Annotated in this window: 20 protein-coding genes and 1 pseudogene; 1 reads left to right on the top strand and 20 read right to left on the bottom strand. The window is 46.1% G+C overall.

What is annotated here, in order from left to right; all coding sequences use genetic code 11:
- Nucleotides 1–257, bottom strand: a pseudogene (locus B157_RS0104000) (ISLre2-like element ISRsl1 family transposase); the annotation flags it as partial.
- A gap of 259 nt (nucleotides 258–516) precedes the next feature.
- On the opposite strand from B157_RS0104000, the gene B157_RS0103995 reads away from it, so the two are divergent.
- Entirely contained in the window at nucleotides 517–888 is a 372-nt protein-coding gene (locus B157_RS0103995) for a hypothetical protein (protein WP_026308476.1), read from the top strand.
- A gap of 387 nt (nucleotides 889–1,275) precedes the next feature.
- Here the strand turns inward: B157_RS0103995 and B157_RS0103990 are convergent, their stop codons facing one another.
- From B157_RS0103990 to B157_RS39265, 19 genes are all read right to left on the bottom strand, one after another.
- A complete protein-coding gene (locus B157_RS0103990; RefSeq protein ID WP_020602090.1) occupies nucleotides 1,276–2,109 on the bottom strand; it encodes a universal stress protein in 834 nt (277 codons plus the stop codon).
- An 11-nt stretch (nucleotides 2,110–2,120) separates the two neighbouring features.
- Nucleotides 2,121–2,258 carry a hypothetical protein gene (locus tag B157_RS38015; RefSeq protein WP_157618301.1) on the bottom strand — a complete coding sequence of 46 codons (138 nt, stop codon included), beginning with the start codon at nucleotides 2,256–2,258 and terminating at the stop codon, nucleotides 2,121–2,123.
- A 288-nt stretch (nucleotides 2,259–2,546) separates the two neighbouring features.
- Nucleotides 2,547–3,170, bottom strand: coding sequence for a class I SAM-dependent methyltransferase (locus tag B157_RS0103985; protein ID WP_020602089.1), 624 nt, complete (start codon nucleotides 3,168–3,170; stop codon nucleotides 2,547–2,549).
- Nucleotides 3,171–3,181: 11 nt separating this feature from the next.
- Nucleotides 3,182–3,676 carry a general stress protein gene (locus B157_RS0103980; protein ID WP_020602088.1) on the bottom strand — a complete coding sequence of 165 codons (495 nt, stop codon included), beginning with the start codon at nucleotides 3,674–3,676 and terminating at the stop codon, nucleotides 3,182–3,184.
- A 96-nt stretch (nucleotides 3,677–3,772) separates the two neighbouring features.
- Nucleotides 3,773–4,417, bottom strand: coding sequence for a superoxide dismutase (locus B157_RS0103975; protein ID WP_020602087.1), 645 nt, complete (start codon nucleotides 4,415–4,417; stop codon nucleotides 3,773–3,775).
- A 52-nt stretch (nucleotides 4,418–4,469) separates the two neighbouring features.
- Nucleotides 4,470–4,955 (bottom strand): Dps family protein, encoded by a 486-nt coding sequence (locus tag B157_RS0103970; protein WP_020602086.1) that lies wholly within the window; start codon nucleotides 4,953–4,955, stop codon nucleotides 4,470–4,472.
- Nucleotides 4,956–5,544: 589 nt separating this feature from the next.
- Complete coding sequence (locus B157_RS36665) at nucleotides 5,545–6,171, bottom strand: hypothetical protein (protein WP_020602085.1); 627 nt, start codon at nucleotides 6,169–6,171, stop codon at nucleotides 5,545–5,547.
- 454 nt (nucleotides 6,172–6,625) lie between these two features.
- Complete coding sequence (locus B157_RS0103960; protein ID WP_020602084.1) at nucleotides 6,626–7,240, bottom strand: short chain dehydrogenase; 615 nt, start codon at nucleotides 7,238–7,240, stop codon at nucleotides 6,626–6,628.
- A gap of 6 nt (nucleotides 7,241–7,246) precedes the next feature.
- Nucleotides 7,247–7,702, bottom strand: a complete 456-nt coding sequence (locus B157_RS34350; protein ID WP_169521657.1) for an ester cyclase — start codon at nucleotides 7,700–7,702, stop codon at nucleotides 7,247–7,249.
- 458 nt (nucleotides 7,703–8,160) lie between these two features.
- The gene (locus B157_RS0103950) at nucleotides 8,161–8,709 is read right to left on the bottom strand and encodes a YceI family protein (protein WP_020602081.1); all 549 of its coding nucleotides are present in this window, start codon (nucleotides 8,707–8,709) and stop codon (nucleotides 8,161–8,163) included.
- A 285-nt stretch (nucleotides 8,710–8,994) separates the two neighbouring features.
- Nucleotides 8,995–10,014 (bottom strand): aldo/keto reductase, encoded by a 1,020-nt coding sequence (locus B157_RS0103945; protein ID WP_020602080.1) that lies wholly within the window; start codon nucleotides 10,012–10,014, stop codon nucleotides 8,995–8,997.
- Nucleotides 10,015–10,158: 144 nt separating this feature from the next.
- Nucleotides 10,159–11,577: a YncE family protein gene (locus B157_RS0103940; protein ID WP_020602079.1), complete on the bottom strand. Its 1,419-nt coding sequence runs from the start codon at nucleotides 11,575–11,577 to the stop codon at nucleotides 10,159–10,161.
- A gap of 7 nt (nucleotides 11,578–11,584) precedes the next feature.
- Nucleotides 11,585–12,208, bottom strand: coding sequence for a DUF305 domain-containing protein (locus B157_RS0103935; protein ID WP_169521655.1), 624 nt, complete (start codon nucleotides 12,206–12,208; stop codon nucleotides 11,585–11,587).
- Between the two features lie 115 nt (nucleotides 12,209–12,323).
- Nucleotides 12,324–12,656 (bottom strand): DUF302 domain-containing protein, encoded by a 333-nt coding sequence (locus B157_RS34345; protein WP_041951886.1) that lies wholly within the window; start codon nucleotides 12,654–12,656, stop codon nucleotides 12,324–12,326.
- A gap of 177 nt (nucleotides 12,657–12,833) precedes the next feature.
- A complete protein-coding gene (locus B157_RS0103925) occupies nucleotides 12,834–13,670 on the bottom strand; it encodes an alpha/beta hydrolase (RefSeq protein WP_245565019.1) in 837 nt (278 codons plus the stop codon).
- Between the two features lie 155 nt (nucleotides 13,671–13,825).
- Nucleotides 13,826–14,290: a nuclear transport factor 2 family protein gene (locus tag B157_RS0103920; protein ID WP_020602075.1), complete on the bottom strand. Its 465-nt coding sequence runs from the start codon at nucleotides 14,288–14,290 to the stop codon at nucleotides 13,826–13,828.
- Between the two features lie 385 nt (nucleotides 14,291–14,675).
- Nucleotides 14,676–15,515, bottom strand: coding sequence for an SDR family oxidoreductase (locus tag B157_RS0103915; RefSeq protein WP_026308473.1), 840 nt, complete (start codon nucleotides 15,513–15,515; stop codon nucleotides 14,676–14,678).
- 56 nt (nucleotides 15,516–15,571) lie between these two features.
- Nucleotides 15,572–16,507, bottom strand: coding sequence for an SDR family NAD(P)-dependent oxidoreductase (locus B157_RS0103910; RefSeq protein WP_020602073.1), 936 nt, complete (start codon nucleotides 16,505–16,507; stop codon nucleotides 15,572–15,574).
- 22 nt (nucleotides 16,508–16,529) lie between these two features.
- Nucleotides 16,530–16,748, bottom strand: a 219-nt coding sequence (locus tag B157_RS39265) for a hypothetical protein (RefSeq protein ID WP_020602072.1), incomplete at its 5' end; no start/stop codon positions are given.

The following is a 16,748-nucleotide window of genomic DNA, read 5'->3' as shown; positions in this document are numbered from 1 at the left end:
TACTAAATGGCTCACTATTAGCTATCTGTATGGGTCCAAAGCGTGTTTTCATCTTTTTTTTTACGACGATCAGTCGGTACCTGACTCAGACTCTTTTCCAGGACTTGTCGCCCCAAGTCGAGCCAAATCTCCTCAAATGACTTCTCGTAGTCATAGAAGGTAGGCTTACTTCTGAGGGCTTTGAGTTCGCTATATTTCTGGCGGGCCAAAGCCACATATTCTTCTTCGGTGAAGGGCAGGGAGTGTTCGTCAGGCATGCCCTAAGCTACGACATGGTTGCGACAATTTGAATTGCACCCCCCTGAGGGGAGGAGCTATATCTATGTAATTGGTAATTGGATGAGCCAACCAGTCAGGGTACAAAAGCTTTTTACGGGCCGACATGATCCATTAAACGCGTTAATTCACCCAGCCGATTAATGGGCATTAAAGTAAGAAATATTATGTTACTGGTCGGAACCTGATCCTGGTTTGTACTTTAAATAATACCTGCCACTTGATTCTTTTCATAACTATATGAACACAAGATTATTAATGGTTATCAGTGCTTTTTTTATGGGGAGTGCCGGATTACTCTTATCGTTCTTTCCCCAAGAATTATTAACTTACTGGGGTGTTGCAGGAACCCCGCCTGTATTCTTACAACTATTAGGAGCCCTTTACTTTAGCTTTGCGATGGTCAACTGGACGGCGAAAGCAAACCTAATTGGTGGAATTTATAGTAGGCCAATCTCAACTGGCAACTTCGCTCATTTTCTTATTGGTAGTCTTGCCTTTGATAAATTAGCTTTTATTAGTTCGTTTCATCCAGCACTTGTAGGAGCAGGATTGATCTACTCAATTTTTGCTATTTTATTTGGTTATGTTTTCTTCACACATCCGGGGTGAGTTTTTCAGCATAAATCCCTGTCTATATCTGTTGTGCAAAACTAACTCAAAAATGAAAGTAGGGATTCTTCATTCGCTTTATCTACTATCTCTACCCATTCTTTTGTTGGTTAGCTTGTACACAGGCATACAAGATCGGTTTGCTGATGGTCAGGCGATGGGACGATTGGTCAAAGAATTAGCCAAATGCGGCTATGTTTCAATCCATCCCGAACAGACCGATAACCGGGCACAGCAAGTGCGGTTGACCGACCGGGGCTGTGGGTTTCTTACGTATCTGGCGACAACGCCGGACGATTTGATTTGGAGCGGGTTTTTACGCTTACGTCACACGAGGCCAATTAAGAGTTTGCTAAGAACGGAATGTCATACAGTTCTGAAGCTGCTTCATTCGCGGGGGACAGGAGAATCGTACAGGGCCAACAGTGGAACACGCGGATGGTAGGCCAGGGGGCGGGTTTCGCTGTTTTTCCGCAACACATCAAAGACGCTTTTGTGATGGGGCAGTGTGACCAACAAATCAACTGAATGGCTGTCTAAATAGGCATTGATACCCCGCAGTACGTCCTCGTCCTGGATACTGTAGGTGTCTATCTGAGGGCCGTCAAAAGCCCTGAGTACGTATCGATGACTCAATTCGGAGGCTTTCATGTCTGGTTGCTTGGGGTTTTCGATGGTCAGTATGGTGAGTTGAGCCGCTTTACGACGGACCAGATCTGTCAAAAATACAAATGACTCCGCATCATTGACGGACCGGTAATCCGTTGCCAGCACCACCCGCTCAAGCTGCCGGATGGGTGAGGAAGCTGGCACCACCAGCACATTTGTATTAGCGAACCGGACCACACCCGTGGCGACACTGCCAAAGAATTCAGTACGGCCCAAACCGGTAGCCCCCACCACAACCAGATCGAAATATTCCTGAGCGAGCAGGGTATCAACGGTACTTACCGGGCTGCCCAGCATCGCCACTGTTCGGTAGCTATGGTAGCTTGGTACCGGCTGCTGCGTGATGGTACGCTCAAGTTTCAGTAGCGACTCCTCGGCCAACCGGCGTTGTTCAGCCGGCAAAAAGGCCCCGGTGAATCCCTCGGCCGGTTCGGTTGAGAACGCATGGAGCAAATAGAACTGGGTAGCCGTATCAGCAAAGAGCGCCTGCGTAAAAGCCACTGTATGGTTCGAAGCCGAAGAGAAATCGGTCAGAATCAGAATTTTATACATGATGACCGGGGTTAAATGGCAAAGGCACTTGACCTGGAATGCCGGTACAGTCGAAGGGCATAATCGGTCTTCGATTGGTTCGTTGGGCAAATCCCGCTGCCATCATCATAGAGCGTCAGCAGCGGTACGGCTGGGGTGAAGGTCCGCAATCAGGCAACTTAGTTACTCGTTAAGGTTTCTGCCTGGTCGTTGAAGTTGGGGAACTCCCCAAAGAAATAGACCAGATACGCAGCGAAGCAGGCTATTATGCACCGTTCGGCGTTGGGCAATTGTATTTGAAACGATTTAGGTACAAAAGGCCCAATCGGTTTTATAAACTATAGAGATTGAACTTCACGCTCCTTGTGTAAACCGGCACAGAACGGGTAAAAGTGACAACGGGATTACTAAAGTCAGTATTTTATCATAATTAATTCTGATAACAATGTAGTTGCCTTTTACACATTATCAGCAACTTTTTTTCCTACAAATCTAATCACAGAACCTTTTCCAATATGATACTTTCCTTCGTTTAAAAAAATTTCCTCTTCTTCAACTGTTAATACTTCGTAGTTTTCAAAATCGGCTATTATTTCTGATTTTGAGTACAACATATTAATATCCTTAGGGCCGCCAACTTTTAGATTAAGCCTGTTAAAATTTATATGTGTTTTACTAAAAGCTTCAAAAATGAGAACTCCTCCCGGCTTGAGATAACCAGTTAGTTTTCTATGAAACAGTGATCGCTTTTTATCTGAAAAATGTGCATAAATAAGACCAATAGCATCAAATGTCTCACGTTTATACTTGAGATTCTCTAAATCACCTACAATGTAGTCGAGAGTTACAAAATTCTCTTTAGCAAGTTGTAATGCTTTTGACTTCCCTTCTACGCTTAAATCAAATGAAGTCACTTTCCAACCTAATTTTGCAGCAAATACGCCATTACGTCCTTCTCCATCGGCCGGCATTAATATAAATCCAGGCTCAAATTTTGGAAGCCATTCTTTAAAAAACTCATTAGGGTCTTTGCCATAAGCAAAATCATGACCTTTGTATCTTTCATCCCATTCCTGATTCATATTGCTTCGATTTAATCGTTCACCAATGATCCAAGAATTTCGCGGGCTTTTGTTACTTCGTAGGCTGTTCCGTGGGCAACCAGCATGAATTTGCCGGCTTTAATTTCAGTCTCATATTGTACGATGCTGTTTTTGGGAATGCCTAAGCTATAGAGGGCTGCTCCCAGAGCACTGATCCCTCCAAGTACGATAGCCCCTTCTAAGGCACCGACCAACGCGGCTATTAACGGACCGGCAATAAACACGGGGCCTATACCAGGAATAATGAAGAAAGCAGACCCTAAGAGGAGTCCCCAAATGCTTCCCCAGAAAGCACCTCCGCTTCCCCACTTTCTGACCCGATCTCCGAGGTTATAAAACCCAACAACATTCTCTTCTGTGCGGTAATCCTGCCCAACGATTGAAAGTTTTTTCATATCGTAGCCAGCCTGTTGGAATTTTTTAACAGCGTCCTCAGCCAAGATATGGCTATCGTACAACGCGATGAATGTTTCTTGGTTATCCATAAAAAAAGTATTGAAACTTGTTTATTAACACATCCCAAAGCTATGTTCATTCAGTTTACCGGTTGTAATTGATGCTCATTAGGAGGTAGAGTATGTTTATAGAGTACTGAGATACAAGCGTTCGACTTCCCGCCAGTTAATGTGTCGCCCCCACTGCTCTGTGTATTCCGTCAATCGATGCTGATAGGTATCATGGTAGGCATGTTTCCATAGGTTCAACCCCAGAATGGGCACCCCATGCTGATCGGCTGGTTCACAGTCCATAAGTGGGTTACGGTGGTCAGGCGTGGCTGCGATTAACAAGCGACCATCGCGGGAGACCAACCAGATCCAGCCATTATTCGTGACTCGCTGGGTTGACAGGGCGAAACTTTTCATAAGCTCAGCTAAGCCGCCAAAAGTAGCCTGAATAGCTTCATCAAGTACACCTGTCGGTTTATCATTTATATCCGGACTAAGTGTCTTCCAGAATAAAGATAAATTATAGTGTCCGGCTACATAGGTTTGCAGTTTCAAACTCATTGAAGATGTCCGACCAAGCATACCTGGTAAAGAGCAACCAGCGGGAAGCAAAGCGTTGCGGAGTGCTCCGTTTAAGCCCAGCACGTAGGCGGCATGATACCCGTTGTAAAGTATATCAACATTATCGTAGCCCAGAAAAGGCTCCAGAGCATCCATCGGATAAGGTAGGGAGGGAAGCTCAAACTCTGAGGTTAATGGTAAGACGGACTGGCTCTTCATAGTGGATTACGGACATCAAACTTCCCGTGTGTTTCTCCGGTTCAACGCAAGATTATGCTTTCACCTGTTTTGTGTGTGCTCGAAGCATCCAGGCAATCCGTTCATGCTTTTCCATCAGACTGTTTATATAATCACTGGTGCCAGCGTCTTTATGCGCATAAGCGAAATCATTAATGTTTTCCCGAAGGAATACGATGATGCTCTCGTGATCAGCTAACAGGACTTTCATGAGGCTGATACTGTCATTGTTTCCCGCGTATTGTTCCGTGAGGTGGGTTAATTGTAAAAATTTTGCCAGCGAAGCCGGTGTATAATGGCCCGGGTGACGAATACGCTCAGCGACATCATCAACTATATCAGCGGATTGTTTGTAGAGATCTTCGAAGTACAAGTGCACGGTATGAAAATCCGGTCCTTCCACATTCCAGTGGGCATTGAGTACCTTTGTATATAGTAAAAATTCATCGGCCAATAATTTGGCTAATTGATGAGCTACTTTTTCTCTGTTATTTTCAGAAATGCCGATTGTCTCATTCATAACTGATGGGTTTACGTATGGAGGTTTATACTATAACCGTTATCCAACTCTATGCCAACCCGGCTAAAGACTTAAGAAAGATCCTCAGCATGGCCCTACATGTCAAAAAGCTACTGTTTGGACCCGCCCATACCTGTTAATATGGATTAATTATCTCCAATATGATAGGGTATCTCCAAACCTGTGGAGGTAGTGAATGGAGGTAAAGGTTTTCAAGTTGACACTAGTTCTGAAGGAAGGCTTTTTGTTAATGACCGGGCTTGTCAACGGGAGAAGTTTTGTATCAAGCCATACAAGTCCTGATTAATAGAATGTACAGAGGATAGGAGTTGATTAAGCATCTCGCCCCCGCATGCAGGTCACCGGATTTATACAAACCACCCAGTCCAAAATACAAAGTTTGATCGTCCGGGGAGCTACCTACTAACACGAACTCCTGCCACCGCCGACGCGTGTTATAGCTAATCGAATGCTGGCCACTGTAACTAAACAACTTATCGTTAAGCACATACCAAACGAAGGACGGGTAGACAGCCGATTGCCGATTCTGAAGCCAGATGTCAGTCAGTAAGTTACGTTGGTGGGTTAATTAAATTTTTCGATTCGATGAGAAAGCTGCCCAGCTCCCGAACCCTCCACCAAGAGCACCACCCCCAACACCTGCTAATTTCATTGTGTTGCCGGATGCCAGCAACGTAGTCGCCACTGTAGTTGCAGCCCCGATAACGACCGATAAAAGAGTCAGTCTACGAATACGCACAGCATCGCGTTGGTCGAGGTAATTAGCCAAACGTGTCGCCCGTTCTCCTTCACAATCCAATTCAGCCTCGACACTGGCGATCTGGGCAGAAGCCACCAAAAGTCGGCTTATAATTTTCTGATGCACTGAAATGGTCTCAAGAGGATTACCATCTGTAAGTTGAGCTTCAGTAGTTGTCAATTTTTGTAGCAAAGGCAATAGGCCGAGTGCATTGGCCATTACCAGATCATGATGAGCGTACTGTTTAGTTAAAGCGGTGTCAGTTTGCAGGGTTACCCCCAGGTCAACCTGCGACAGGTGCGTTGTATCGCAGATATACTGGATAGCCAGTTCGCAGTATTTGCTTTTGTCACTCAATGGGCTGTCATTCTGTCTAAGTATTCCGCAGGAGGTGAGAGTCCAGAAAATCCCTGTCAGTACAATTAACTTGACCGAATCTGCAACAAAATTACCCATTGGTTGTATTTATATGTGCTATTTACGAAGACCAGAGAGTTCTACTCACTCTCCTTTAGCAAGCGCTTTAGTATTTCTCACTTACAACTACAGGGAGTGTAGTTGTAAGTTCTCCTTTCAAGCAGTACAATATCGTTACTGCGCAACGTATAAGACGCAGGGCTATCAGGTAGCCGCTGCTAAGCAAATAAAGCCCTTCTACATGGCTTGCGGAAAAGGACTCTGGCATCGTCAGGCTGTTTGCCCGCTTTGAATTGCGTGGAGACCGAAACGATCAATTTTAATCCGTCTGCTTATTTCGTTCGGTTTGTCGTATGTATTTTATTTAGCGGGTTATGACGGAGAAAAAGATGATGCGGGTTAGTATACCAATGGCATCCAATGCACCACACTGTCCGATAAAATCGCTTCCTGTTTACGTCCTGTTTGTGAACCGGTATGGGTCCAGTTCACATCAATAAGCTGCTGAACCGTAAGCCCTGACGACTTTCCCCGTAAAGTTTCCGTCTACCGTTTGCCGGTAGGCTTCGACTACTTCCAGGGCGGGTATGGGCAACCGGCCGGGGCTTTGTCCGTACTTTTCGACACTTTCCAAAAGAATTGAAGGGCTTACTACATTCAAACGAATTCCCTTCGGCAGATCTAAGGCGGCATTGACGACGAAGCCGTTAATGGCCCCATTCACTAAACCTAAGCCTGCGCTGTTTGGCTTCGGCTCTTCGGCCAGACTACCAGAGGTCAACGTAAAAAATCCGTTCGGTCGAACGTGTTCTTTGCCCTGCAAAACAAGGTTAACCTGGCCCATCAGTTTACTTCGTATCCCTTTGTAGAATTCCTCATGGCCCATTCTTTCGAGGGGTCCTGCATGCGCCACACCGGCCACACAAATCAGTCCATCGAAGGGGGAAATAATTTCAAATAACGCCCGGATCGATTCTTCTGAACTGATATTAACTTTCCGCTCACTGCGCGATGAACTTACAGGTACAACATGGTGCCCCACCGTTTGTAATAACTCAGTAACCGCTCTTCCAATGGTGCCGGTGGCGCCAATAACAACAATTTTCATGATCGTCTAATCAATGGGCACAACACCAATTTGTTGCCGGAATATGAGGTTATCCTCCAGGTGCCAGTCTTCGTATACTTTACCCTGTCGTACATGCAGTATATCGAGGGCAACAAAGCGAATTGGACGGCCGGCGGGGGCATGTCCCTTCAAGGAACCCGTATAATACCCGGTATATACCTGACGGCAAATGATTTTATTGTTGGTAATGATCAGATCTTCTACGCTGCAACGGAGTCCGGGGATTACCTTGCGAAAATTGTTGGAGGCAAACAAAATGCCTTTGTAACCCTGCGGCCTTCCTTTGGGTAACGTGTTGTCTTGAAAATCAGCAGAAACAGACGCTTTCAAATACTTCTGCTTACCCGTGTTCCAAAAAGCATAGTATAGCTGTGCAGTGCAAATTAACCTGTTTGCTTCCGGGATGGACAAGTTTCGGTCCACCGTGATTGATTTTGGCACGGGAATGTCTCTATTACGCTGGGCGCTGGCTGGCGCGACCGTACACGAATATAACCCTGCCGTTAAACAGATCAAACCGAGGGGGTGGCAATTCTTGAGAAAGAAGGCGAAACATGAGCCATAAGTCCAATTAGATCGACTTTTCATAGCAGATTTTATAAAAATGAGCCAATTCAGTGGACACGGTATTGGAGGGAAGCCCCGTAACCCGTTACCAGAATCCCCTCCATACCCGATTTTGATTCGATAGTGTACACGCCCATCGGCTGGGTCCGAGTCGCCTTCATAGCGGTACACGTCCACAATATCAAACGCATCCTACCGAAACCGATCCGTCGGGCACACTAACCGATTCACTTCCAACCGAAAATCAACCGTATATCCTTCCTCTCGTAAGGCCTCGATAGCCGTTGACACCGTGTCATATTGAAGCTAACCCCGTTGTGGCAGCATTTTAGTTATTCCTTCTTTGCCACCTGAATATTCATCACCAGTTTAACATCGTCACTCACGACAATGCCCCCGGCTTCGGTCACCCCATCCCAGTTTAGACCGAACTCTTTACGTTTGATACTTCCGGTAAGCTCGAAGCCGGCCTTCGTATTGCCGTAAAAATCCTGCATTTGTCCGCCATACTCTGCTTTCAGCGTGACCAGCTTTGTTACCCCATGCATGGTTAGCTGACCACTTATCATATACATATTTGTGCCTGTTTGGATCATGCCGGTCGATTCGAACGTTAAGGTAGGGAACTGTGCGACATCGAAGAATTCGGCTGATTTCAAGTGTTCATCGCGCTGAGCATTACCCGTATTGATGCTGGCTACATCAGCCGAAAAGGCAATTTTAGCGTCTTCAAAATCATCCCCATTCACTTCAAGTTTCCCTTCATATTGGTTGAACAGCCCAGTTACAGATGAAACCATCAGGTGCTTTACTTTAAACTGCACTTCGGAGTGCATGGGATCGATGAGCCAGACAGTGGTGGCTGTAGTTTTTGTTTCCATGACAAATATTTAATTAAAGAGTGAATTATTTTAGAAAGAACTGTGGTCAGTCACTTAACCTGATTCGTATACGGCTCTTATGTTTAACGAAGATGTAGCAAGTACATAAACTTCGATTGCAAGAGGTAATCATAAACAGACTGCAGGCCTGAAACTGGATAGCATTACCCTTGCAGGAAAAGTAATACAACCGCTCTCATGACGTCGTCAACCGTATGACTGCTTAGAAAGCGAACGCATAAAATCAACCCGAACTGCTCTGGCCACATCGAAGTTCAGATGGCTTTAAAAGTTTACATTTGCAATGGTTTCAAATAATGACTGAGGATACTCTGCAGTTAGTTTGCTGACTTCATCAAGTTGTCGTAATTCATCGGCCGTAAACGTAACATCCAACGATTTCAGATTGTCTTGCAACTGCGATTCCTTAGTGGCACCAATAATAACACTTGTTACAGCGGGCTGGTACCGCAACCAGGCCAGGGCTAACTGAGCCACGCTGGTTTGCTTTGCTTCGGCCATCGGACGAAGTACATCCAGAATTGCAAAAGCCTTGTCTCTATCCCCTGGCATGGCCGTAAAAGGCTGACGGAGCCGACCTTCAATGGCGGCCTGATCGTCCCGATCGTATTTACCACTTAACAAACCTCCCGACAACGGACTGTATATCAGTAAACCCAATTTTTGATCCTGCACGAGCGGTAGTAACTCCCGTTCTACATCCCTGACAGCTAATGAATAGTACGCCTGAAGGGAAGCAAACCGTTCGATGTGCAGGGAGGTTGAGTAAGCTAGTGCTTTCATCAACTGCCAGGACGATATATTACTCACTCCAATGTAGCGTACTTTTCCAGTGACAATCAGACTATTAAGCGTATTTAGTGCCTCTTCCACCTGCTCCCAAGGAAAAACACTATGGATCTGGTATAGGTCAATGTAATCCGTCTTTAACCGGCGGAGGCTGGCGTCAACTTGCCGGAGAATGTGTTTACGGGATAAACCGACATCGTTTGGTCCACTGCCCATGGGAGCTTTCACTTTAGTGGCCAGAACCAGATCGTCCCTATGTAATCCCAAATTACGGATAGCCTGCCCGGTAAATTCCTCCGACAACCCTTCTGAATACACATTAGCCGTATCGATAAAATTAATACCCCCATCAACGGCATGTTTGACCAGTTTATCCGCTGTAGGCTGGCCCAAACTGCCCATTGCTTTAAAGAATCCTTTATTGCCGAATGTCATCGTTCCGAGGCAAATTCCAGATACGTTAAGCCCGGTATTACCCAATGTTTTGTAGTTCATGATATGAGTTGAAAAAGCACTTCCGTTAACCAGGTATGAATGTCAGGTAAGCAGCGCGGTATAGGTCAACAGTGTTCGGTTTGTTGACTGCCCCCGGCACAGGGCACCAAATGTCAGTCACAATTAGCCTAAACAACCCCCTTTTCAGTACGACTCAGATGGGTTATCCAATAAAATAACCTGCTTTGTTCTGTTGTCTGTTAGAATTACGTGCCGGTAAGGCTGTGTGTCCTGATTAGCCGTGAGCGATTTGATTAGTCCCGTCGACTGGCCGTTGTACTTCCCCTGGCTATCCGCTTCAAATCGGTTGAGTTCATAATCAGACACAAACGGAGGGCCAACTGATTTGGAGAGGGCTACCGTATAGGACGCATTAGGTTGCAGGAAGGTGAAGTTCTGCTCGATTAAATCGGTGAGACCGATACTACGCACCGACAGACGTCCATGGGCCTTACCTCCTTTCGTTAGGCCCGTTAATACAATCACCTGGGTGGAAGCCGAATCGCCTAAAGGGCTTAACCCAACTGCATTTTGCGGGTCTGATACGGCCCCGTCGGCATATACCACGGCTTGTGGACTTTGACCGATCTGGACAGGCCGCATGGGCTTCATCGTTTGCAGGTCAATTCCTTGAACCTGATCTCCATACTCCAGCCCGATGTACATGATTTTCCCATCGGCCGAGGGCCAGATACCGTGCGGCAGAGCACCCACCTGTATGGTATCTGTTTGTTTGAAATTTTGCCCGGCGTCAAATACCCTGACTTTATTTTCGCCCCCAACCGTGACCATCATCAGCAGCTTTTGATTCACATTACTAAACGTTACATGATTGGTGATTGGTCCCGTATTAAGCACATGCGTTACCGACATTGTTGCCGTATTAATGACCGTAACCTTACCAACATCTTTATGCGTCATGGCCACCCACTGACCGTCTGAGCTGGTATAGATATTGGGCGAGAAGGGGCTGGTGACCGGTATTCTTTTTATGATGCTATAGGTTGCGGTATTGACAATGGCTACTTCAGGCGTAAAGCTGGAGCACACATACGCCTGCTTGCCGTCGGAGGTAAACGCAACCATACCGGGACCATCAGCGACCGGCACCCGCCTTACCTCGGCCATCTGGGCGACATCAATCACGCTCACGTATGCTTCGCCACGCACCGACACCCAGATTTGCTTGCCGTCTGGCGTGAAGGTTGGCTCGTGGGGTGAGCGGCCTACATAAATGGTTTTCAGTACCTGATTCGTCTCCGTAGAAACTAGCGTTACAGAATTGGACCCGATAGATATGACTGCCAGCATTTTTTTCTGGGGCAGATACCGAAGGCCATGAACCAACATCTGACCTTTATAGAGTGGAGAGAAAACAGTAGGGAAAGGTTTGCCCAGTCTGATTTCTCCCAGAAATCGATTATGCTGAGGGTCAACTACCGAAACCGTATTTGAAATTTGATTGGCAGCATAGACACGATCATGTGAATAAGGACGCTGTCCGGTGGCAAAAAGGGCAGAAAAAACCAGCGCAATCGTAAAAGAACCTGTTGTTTTTTTCATGAGCGTACTAGTTCAAATAGGAAACCATTTGTTCAATTTCAATTTGCTGCGACGTAATAATCTGGCTGGCAAACGAACGGATGCGCCGATCTGTCGTAACGTTAAGTACTGCCCTAGCCATGTCGATAGCGGCCTGGTGATGCGGCTTCATGACGCTTGCAAACGCATGATCCGTATCGCGCAGCCTATCCGGGCCGGGCATCGTTGCCATCATGTGGTTCATGGCGGTATCCATGTCCCGCTGAAAACCAACTGGTGACTTCGAGATATCGGTAGAGCGCTGTTTTAGCCATAATCTCATTTGTTGAACTTCGCTGGCCTGCTCAGTAAGAATACTTTTTGCCAACTGAATCATGCTGAAATCACGACCATGCTGAATTTCATACATGGCCATTGCCATAGCACCCTCATGATGCGGTATCATTTGCTGCAAAAAGCTAATCTCCACTGGTTCATCTTTAGGGACATTGGCCATGTTGGTCATCATTGTGTCCATCATGGCAAGAAAACCATTTTTTGGGGCGTGGTGCATGTGATTGGCCATGGATTGCCCACCTGCCAACTCGATTGTAAGCAAAAAAGCGACGGCAACAACTATCGAACACAAAAACTTCAGACGACTGGATTTCATGATTTCAGCGTAAATAGGTTTGTACGCAACCAGGCTTAACTTTTTCTGTCTGCTTGCCAACGAACCAATACCCAGAGTCACCTCTATACAATGTGGTGCTGAGAGGAAAACCCCTTTACTCATTTAATACTTCTTTAACCATTTTGTCAAGGTGTAAAAATGGGATAACCCTGGGCGAAAGCTTGTAACGCATAGCTATATACGTAAAGTTATTATAGGCTACCCAGACCTTGTGCTGCTGATCTTCCCAGGCAATTAACTTCAACGGTAAGTCGAGTGCAGCAAGCGGATTTTCCACTATGATTGTTCCTCCTCCCTGTGGATTACCGAACAGAATGAATACCAAGGGAAGTATATGCTTCCCCACCCTTTCCAGTTCAGCCTGCTGGTCAATTCGAGCATATACAGTAGCGCCATGTTGAAGCAAAATGGACTCCAGGCGTTCCATCGTCTCCTTAACCGAATGAGGACTCCGACGAATGATAACCCCATCAGGATTGGTGCCTATTAGATTTTCGGACGGTAGCATAGAACAGCAAATGGTATGTGAAAACTGTTTGACAACAGTCTGTTTTGTCCTTTGAGCGAAGCCCATCAAATTCGCTCAGCCATATAAGCCGCTAACTTAACGCTTACTGGGCTGAGTCGATAATGACCGGGCAGCTTTGATAATGAAATCCGCCACTTTTCGCGGTTGTGAGACCATCGGCACATGACTCGCCTTAATCTCAATTGTGGTGGCCTTCATTTTTATGGCAGCCGCTCGTTCCATATCCGGTTTAATCATTCTATCTTCTGTATCAATAATTACCCAGGATGGTTTGGCTTTCCAGGCTGCTTTGGTGACTTTATCGGTAACGGCTCTTTTAGCCCAGGGTCCCTGGGTGGCAAACATCACCTTTGCTTCCGATGCAGGTACATCCTGGGCGAAATCTTCGATAAGGCCTTTCAACGTTAATGTCTGAAAGCCTGAATCATCCAGCTTATATTGAGCATTCCCTGGCGGTGGTGGGGTCGTCTGTGGTACGTCGGATAGTGACTGACCATCATTGGGTGCCAAACCGGATACGTACATCAGGCCGACAACTTTCGGATCATTGCCGGCCTCGGTAAACACCACGCCAGCCCAAGAATGACCAACCAGTAGCACGGGTCCATCCAACATAGCAATGGCTCGTTTTGTAGCTGCTACATCATCCTTTAACGAGGTTAAGGGGTTTTGCACAGCGATAACCTGAAGTCCTTCGTCCTGCAATAAAGGAACCACCTTTGACCAACTCGAACCATCAGCAAAAGCACCATGTACCAGGACAATATTTTTTACCCTGGCAGGGGTAGGTTGGGCCAGTGCAGAATTGGATGCGGAAAGTATTAAAAATGAAGCAGTTAACGCGCTGAGCGCGAATCGATTGAGACGAAACATGATCTGGATAACTTTTGGTGAAAAATTTTGAGATAACATACCCCGTAACCAACGGGCTTAACCGGTCAAGGTATCGGACTTTCTTTACAGAAAAATGAAAACAAACTAACCCTACCAACTAAATACCAATCCCGGAAACAGTTGATACAAGCGGCCTAAAACCACCCTGATCAGTCGAAAAGAACCGTTTCAAGTCAGGCGACAAGTCTTCGCTCGGATTCATAAATAGGCAAGTCGTTGATACTTGCATATCGTTTTGTCATGTATCCCTGTGAATCGAATTCCCACAGTTCATTTCCGTAGGCACGATACCACTGTCCTGCGGCATCGTGCCATTCGTACTCAAACCGCACCGCCATTCGGTTCTCACGAAATCCCCATAATTCTTTTTTTAACTTATAATCAAGTTCTTTTTCCCACTTACGGGTCAAAAATGCCTTAACGTCTTCCCTTCCCTGAATGAACTCAGTGCGGTCACGCCACTCAGTATCGACTGAATAAGCCTGACCAATCCGTTCAGGATCTTTGGTATTCCAAGCATCTTCGGCCATCTGCACTTTCTGCAGGGCGGTTTCGCGCGTGAACGGAGGTAGTGGATATCTCTTTTCCATGTCTTTAATAGATTTATAATAATCGGCCTTAAAGTGCTTTGGTGACATTCATAGGCCGTTTTTCAACTGAATCACCGCGAATAGTTCATCCCGAATAGTACTTTTTTGAAACCCTGGGTAACACTGTTCGACCCAGGTTTGTCATAAAACGCTGAACGAACCAGAGCTAAATAACAAACCTGCTATTGACTTACTCTTATCTAATAGAATGCCAATTTGATTGCAGCTTGAATAAAAGGGCAAAAAACACGCTCACCAGCCCAAAAACACCTATTCAGCCTTGTACCTGATTGATGCTGGTGTTGTATTAGCCTCCAATCCGATGGAACCCCCAATTTGAATATCCAGAGAAATGGAGTTGGCTTTTACCTATAATGAGCCGATGGCCTGACCTCTCCATTGTAAGGTCGGCCTGATCCGATAACTGAATGACTTATCGTTCAGTTGACGACTTTGGCATAAACTGGTTTCGCATAAAATTAATGTATTCCTCATCCGATTTTTGCCTTTTAATGGCTAAAAACGACTTCATCTCATCGCCAATCAGATATCTGAAATTATCTGTCCCATCAGTGGCAGCCTTATAGATAAATAAACCTACCGCTTCCAAAGTACTTAGTTTGTCCTTGTAAGTATCATATAGTTCATCCATTCCGGTGTTGTTGACAATCCAGTTATATTCATTGGGTACAACTCCGGATGGTGTCTGTGCATTGCTAAAAAATTTGGTACTCGCTCCACCGGGTTCGATTAGTTTAACTGTAACATTGATTGACGATAATTCGTACGAAATCGACTCAGTAAAGCTTTCTATGGCAAATTTAGTGGCGTGATAAGGGGACATGAGAGGGAAGGTGATCACCCCCCCCTGTGACCCTACATTAATGATCATTCCCTTTCCAACTTCTCTAAAATGAGGTAATAACTCTCTGATTACATTAATATAGCCAAATACATTCACCTCAAACTCATCCCGTATTTGCTTGCTTGTCATGGCTTCAAAAACGCCAACCAGACCATGAGCGGCATTATTAATCAGGAGGTCTATTTTTCCAAATTTGCTAATGCCTTCATGCAAAGCAGTTCTTATGGATGCTGTGTCCAGCACATCCAGGTGGGTAACTATCACATTGTCAAGTTTTGTCAATTCTGTTTCTTTCTCAGGCGAACGCATCGTAGCAATCACGTTCCAACCCTGTTTGGCGAACTCCCTGGCTATGACCTTGCCGTATCCGGATGAAGTTCCTGTAATAATTACTGTGTTCTTATCCATCTGCTTGGAATATTGATTATGATTTAGTTTCACAATTATCATGAGCTAATAATCCGTCACGATTGTTTTGAATACTGACCTAATAAATCCACAGAAGTATCCCATAGACGATTCGCATTATCGGCATTGAGCGCGTAGGCTGCCACGCCTTCATACGCATCCGGCCTGCTGGTGACGGTGAGAGCTTCATTACAATTTTCGAAGTAATGACCACCAACTCCTTCCAGCAACGGCGACGTTGCCAATAGGACAGACGTGGCAGCCCCCTGTTGGGGTGTCTTTTGTCTCTCAGGTGGAGTGGCTAGTTTACCCCCAATATGCCGCTGAAGATTTGTAGCAATTGCACCAGGGTTCAGCGCATTGGACGTGATACCATCTTTTGCCCAGCGGATCGTTGCGCCGACGGCAAAAAGTATATTGGCTGTTTTAGATTGCCCATAGGCTGACCATGGATCATAGTTGCGAAAAGCGAAGTTTATATCATCGAATACGACAGGAGAAAGGAGGTGTCCGCTGGAACTGACCACCACAATACGTGCAGCGCCAGCGGACGCCAGTGCGTCGTGTAACCCGAGCGATAAGGCAAAGTGGCCTAAGTGGTTGGTTGCAAACTGCATTTCCCAACCTCCCGGCGTTTTCCGTAAGTCTGGAATGGCCATAACACCGGCATTATTAACCAGAATATGGAGCGGACCGATCCAATCAGCGACAAAGGCGTTAATGGAAGCCCGGTCATTTAAATCGAGTTGAGCAACGCGAATGCGTTTGTTACCCGTTGTCGTCATGATTTCACCGGCTACTTTCGCACCTGCTTCTAAGTTTCGCACGGCAATCGTAACTTCTGCGCCTGTTTTAGCCAGCGTCCTTGTTGTTTCAACCCCTATGCCTGATGCTGCTCCGGTCACAACGGCCCGTTTTCCGGTAAGGTCAACTCCCTCAGCTACTTCATCGGCTGTGGTGCGAAATCCAAAGTTTGTTATGATCCTGTCCATATGAGTCTACAGGGTAATTGCATCAAAGGTTAAGTTGACTCAAGAGCGTTTTTAGATAAGCATCGTCACGGGCCGCTTTTTTGCGCTTGCGCTTGAGGCTCATCTTACTCGGTTCCCCTCGCAAGATGCCCAACGCTAATTTGCGAATCGTCGTCAAGTTGCGGGGAGCATGGTCTTTTCGCACTTGACAAGCATCTTCACCGAAAGTCATGTCCAACGGGGCCGCCCGCGCGGTGCCAAT

This window comes from Spirosoma spitsbergense DSM 19989 (genome assembly GCF_000374085.1).
Classification (GTDB): Bacteria; Bacteroidota; Bacteroidia; order Cytophagales; family Spirosomataceae; genus Spirosoma; species Spirosoma spitsbergense.
This window is presented reverse-complemented; position numbering and strand designations above follow the sequence as displayed.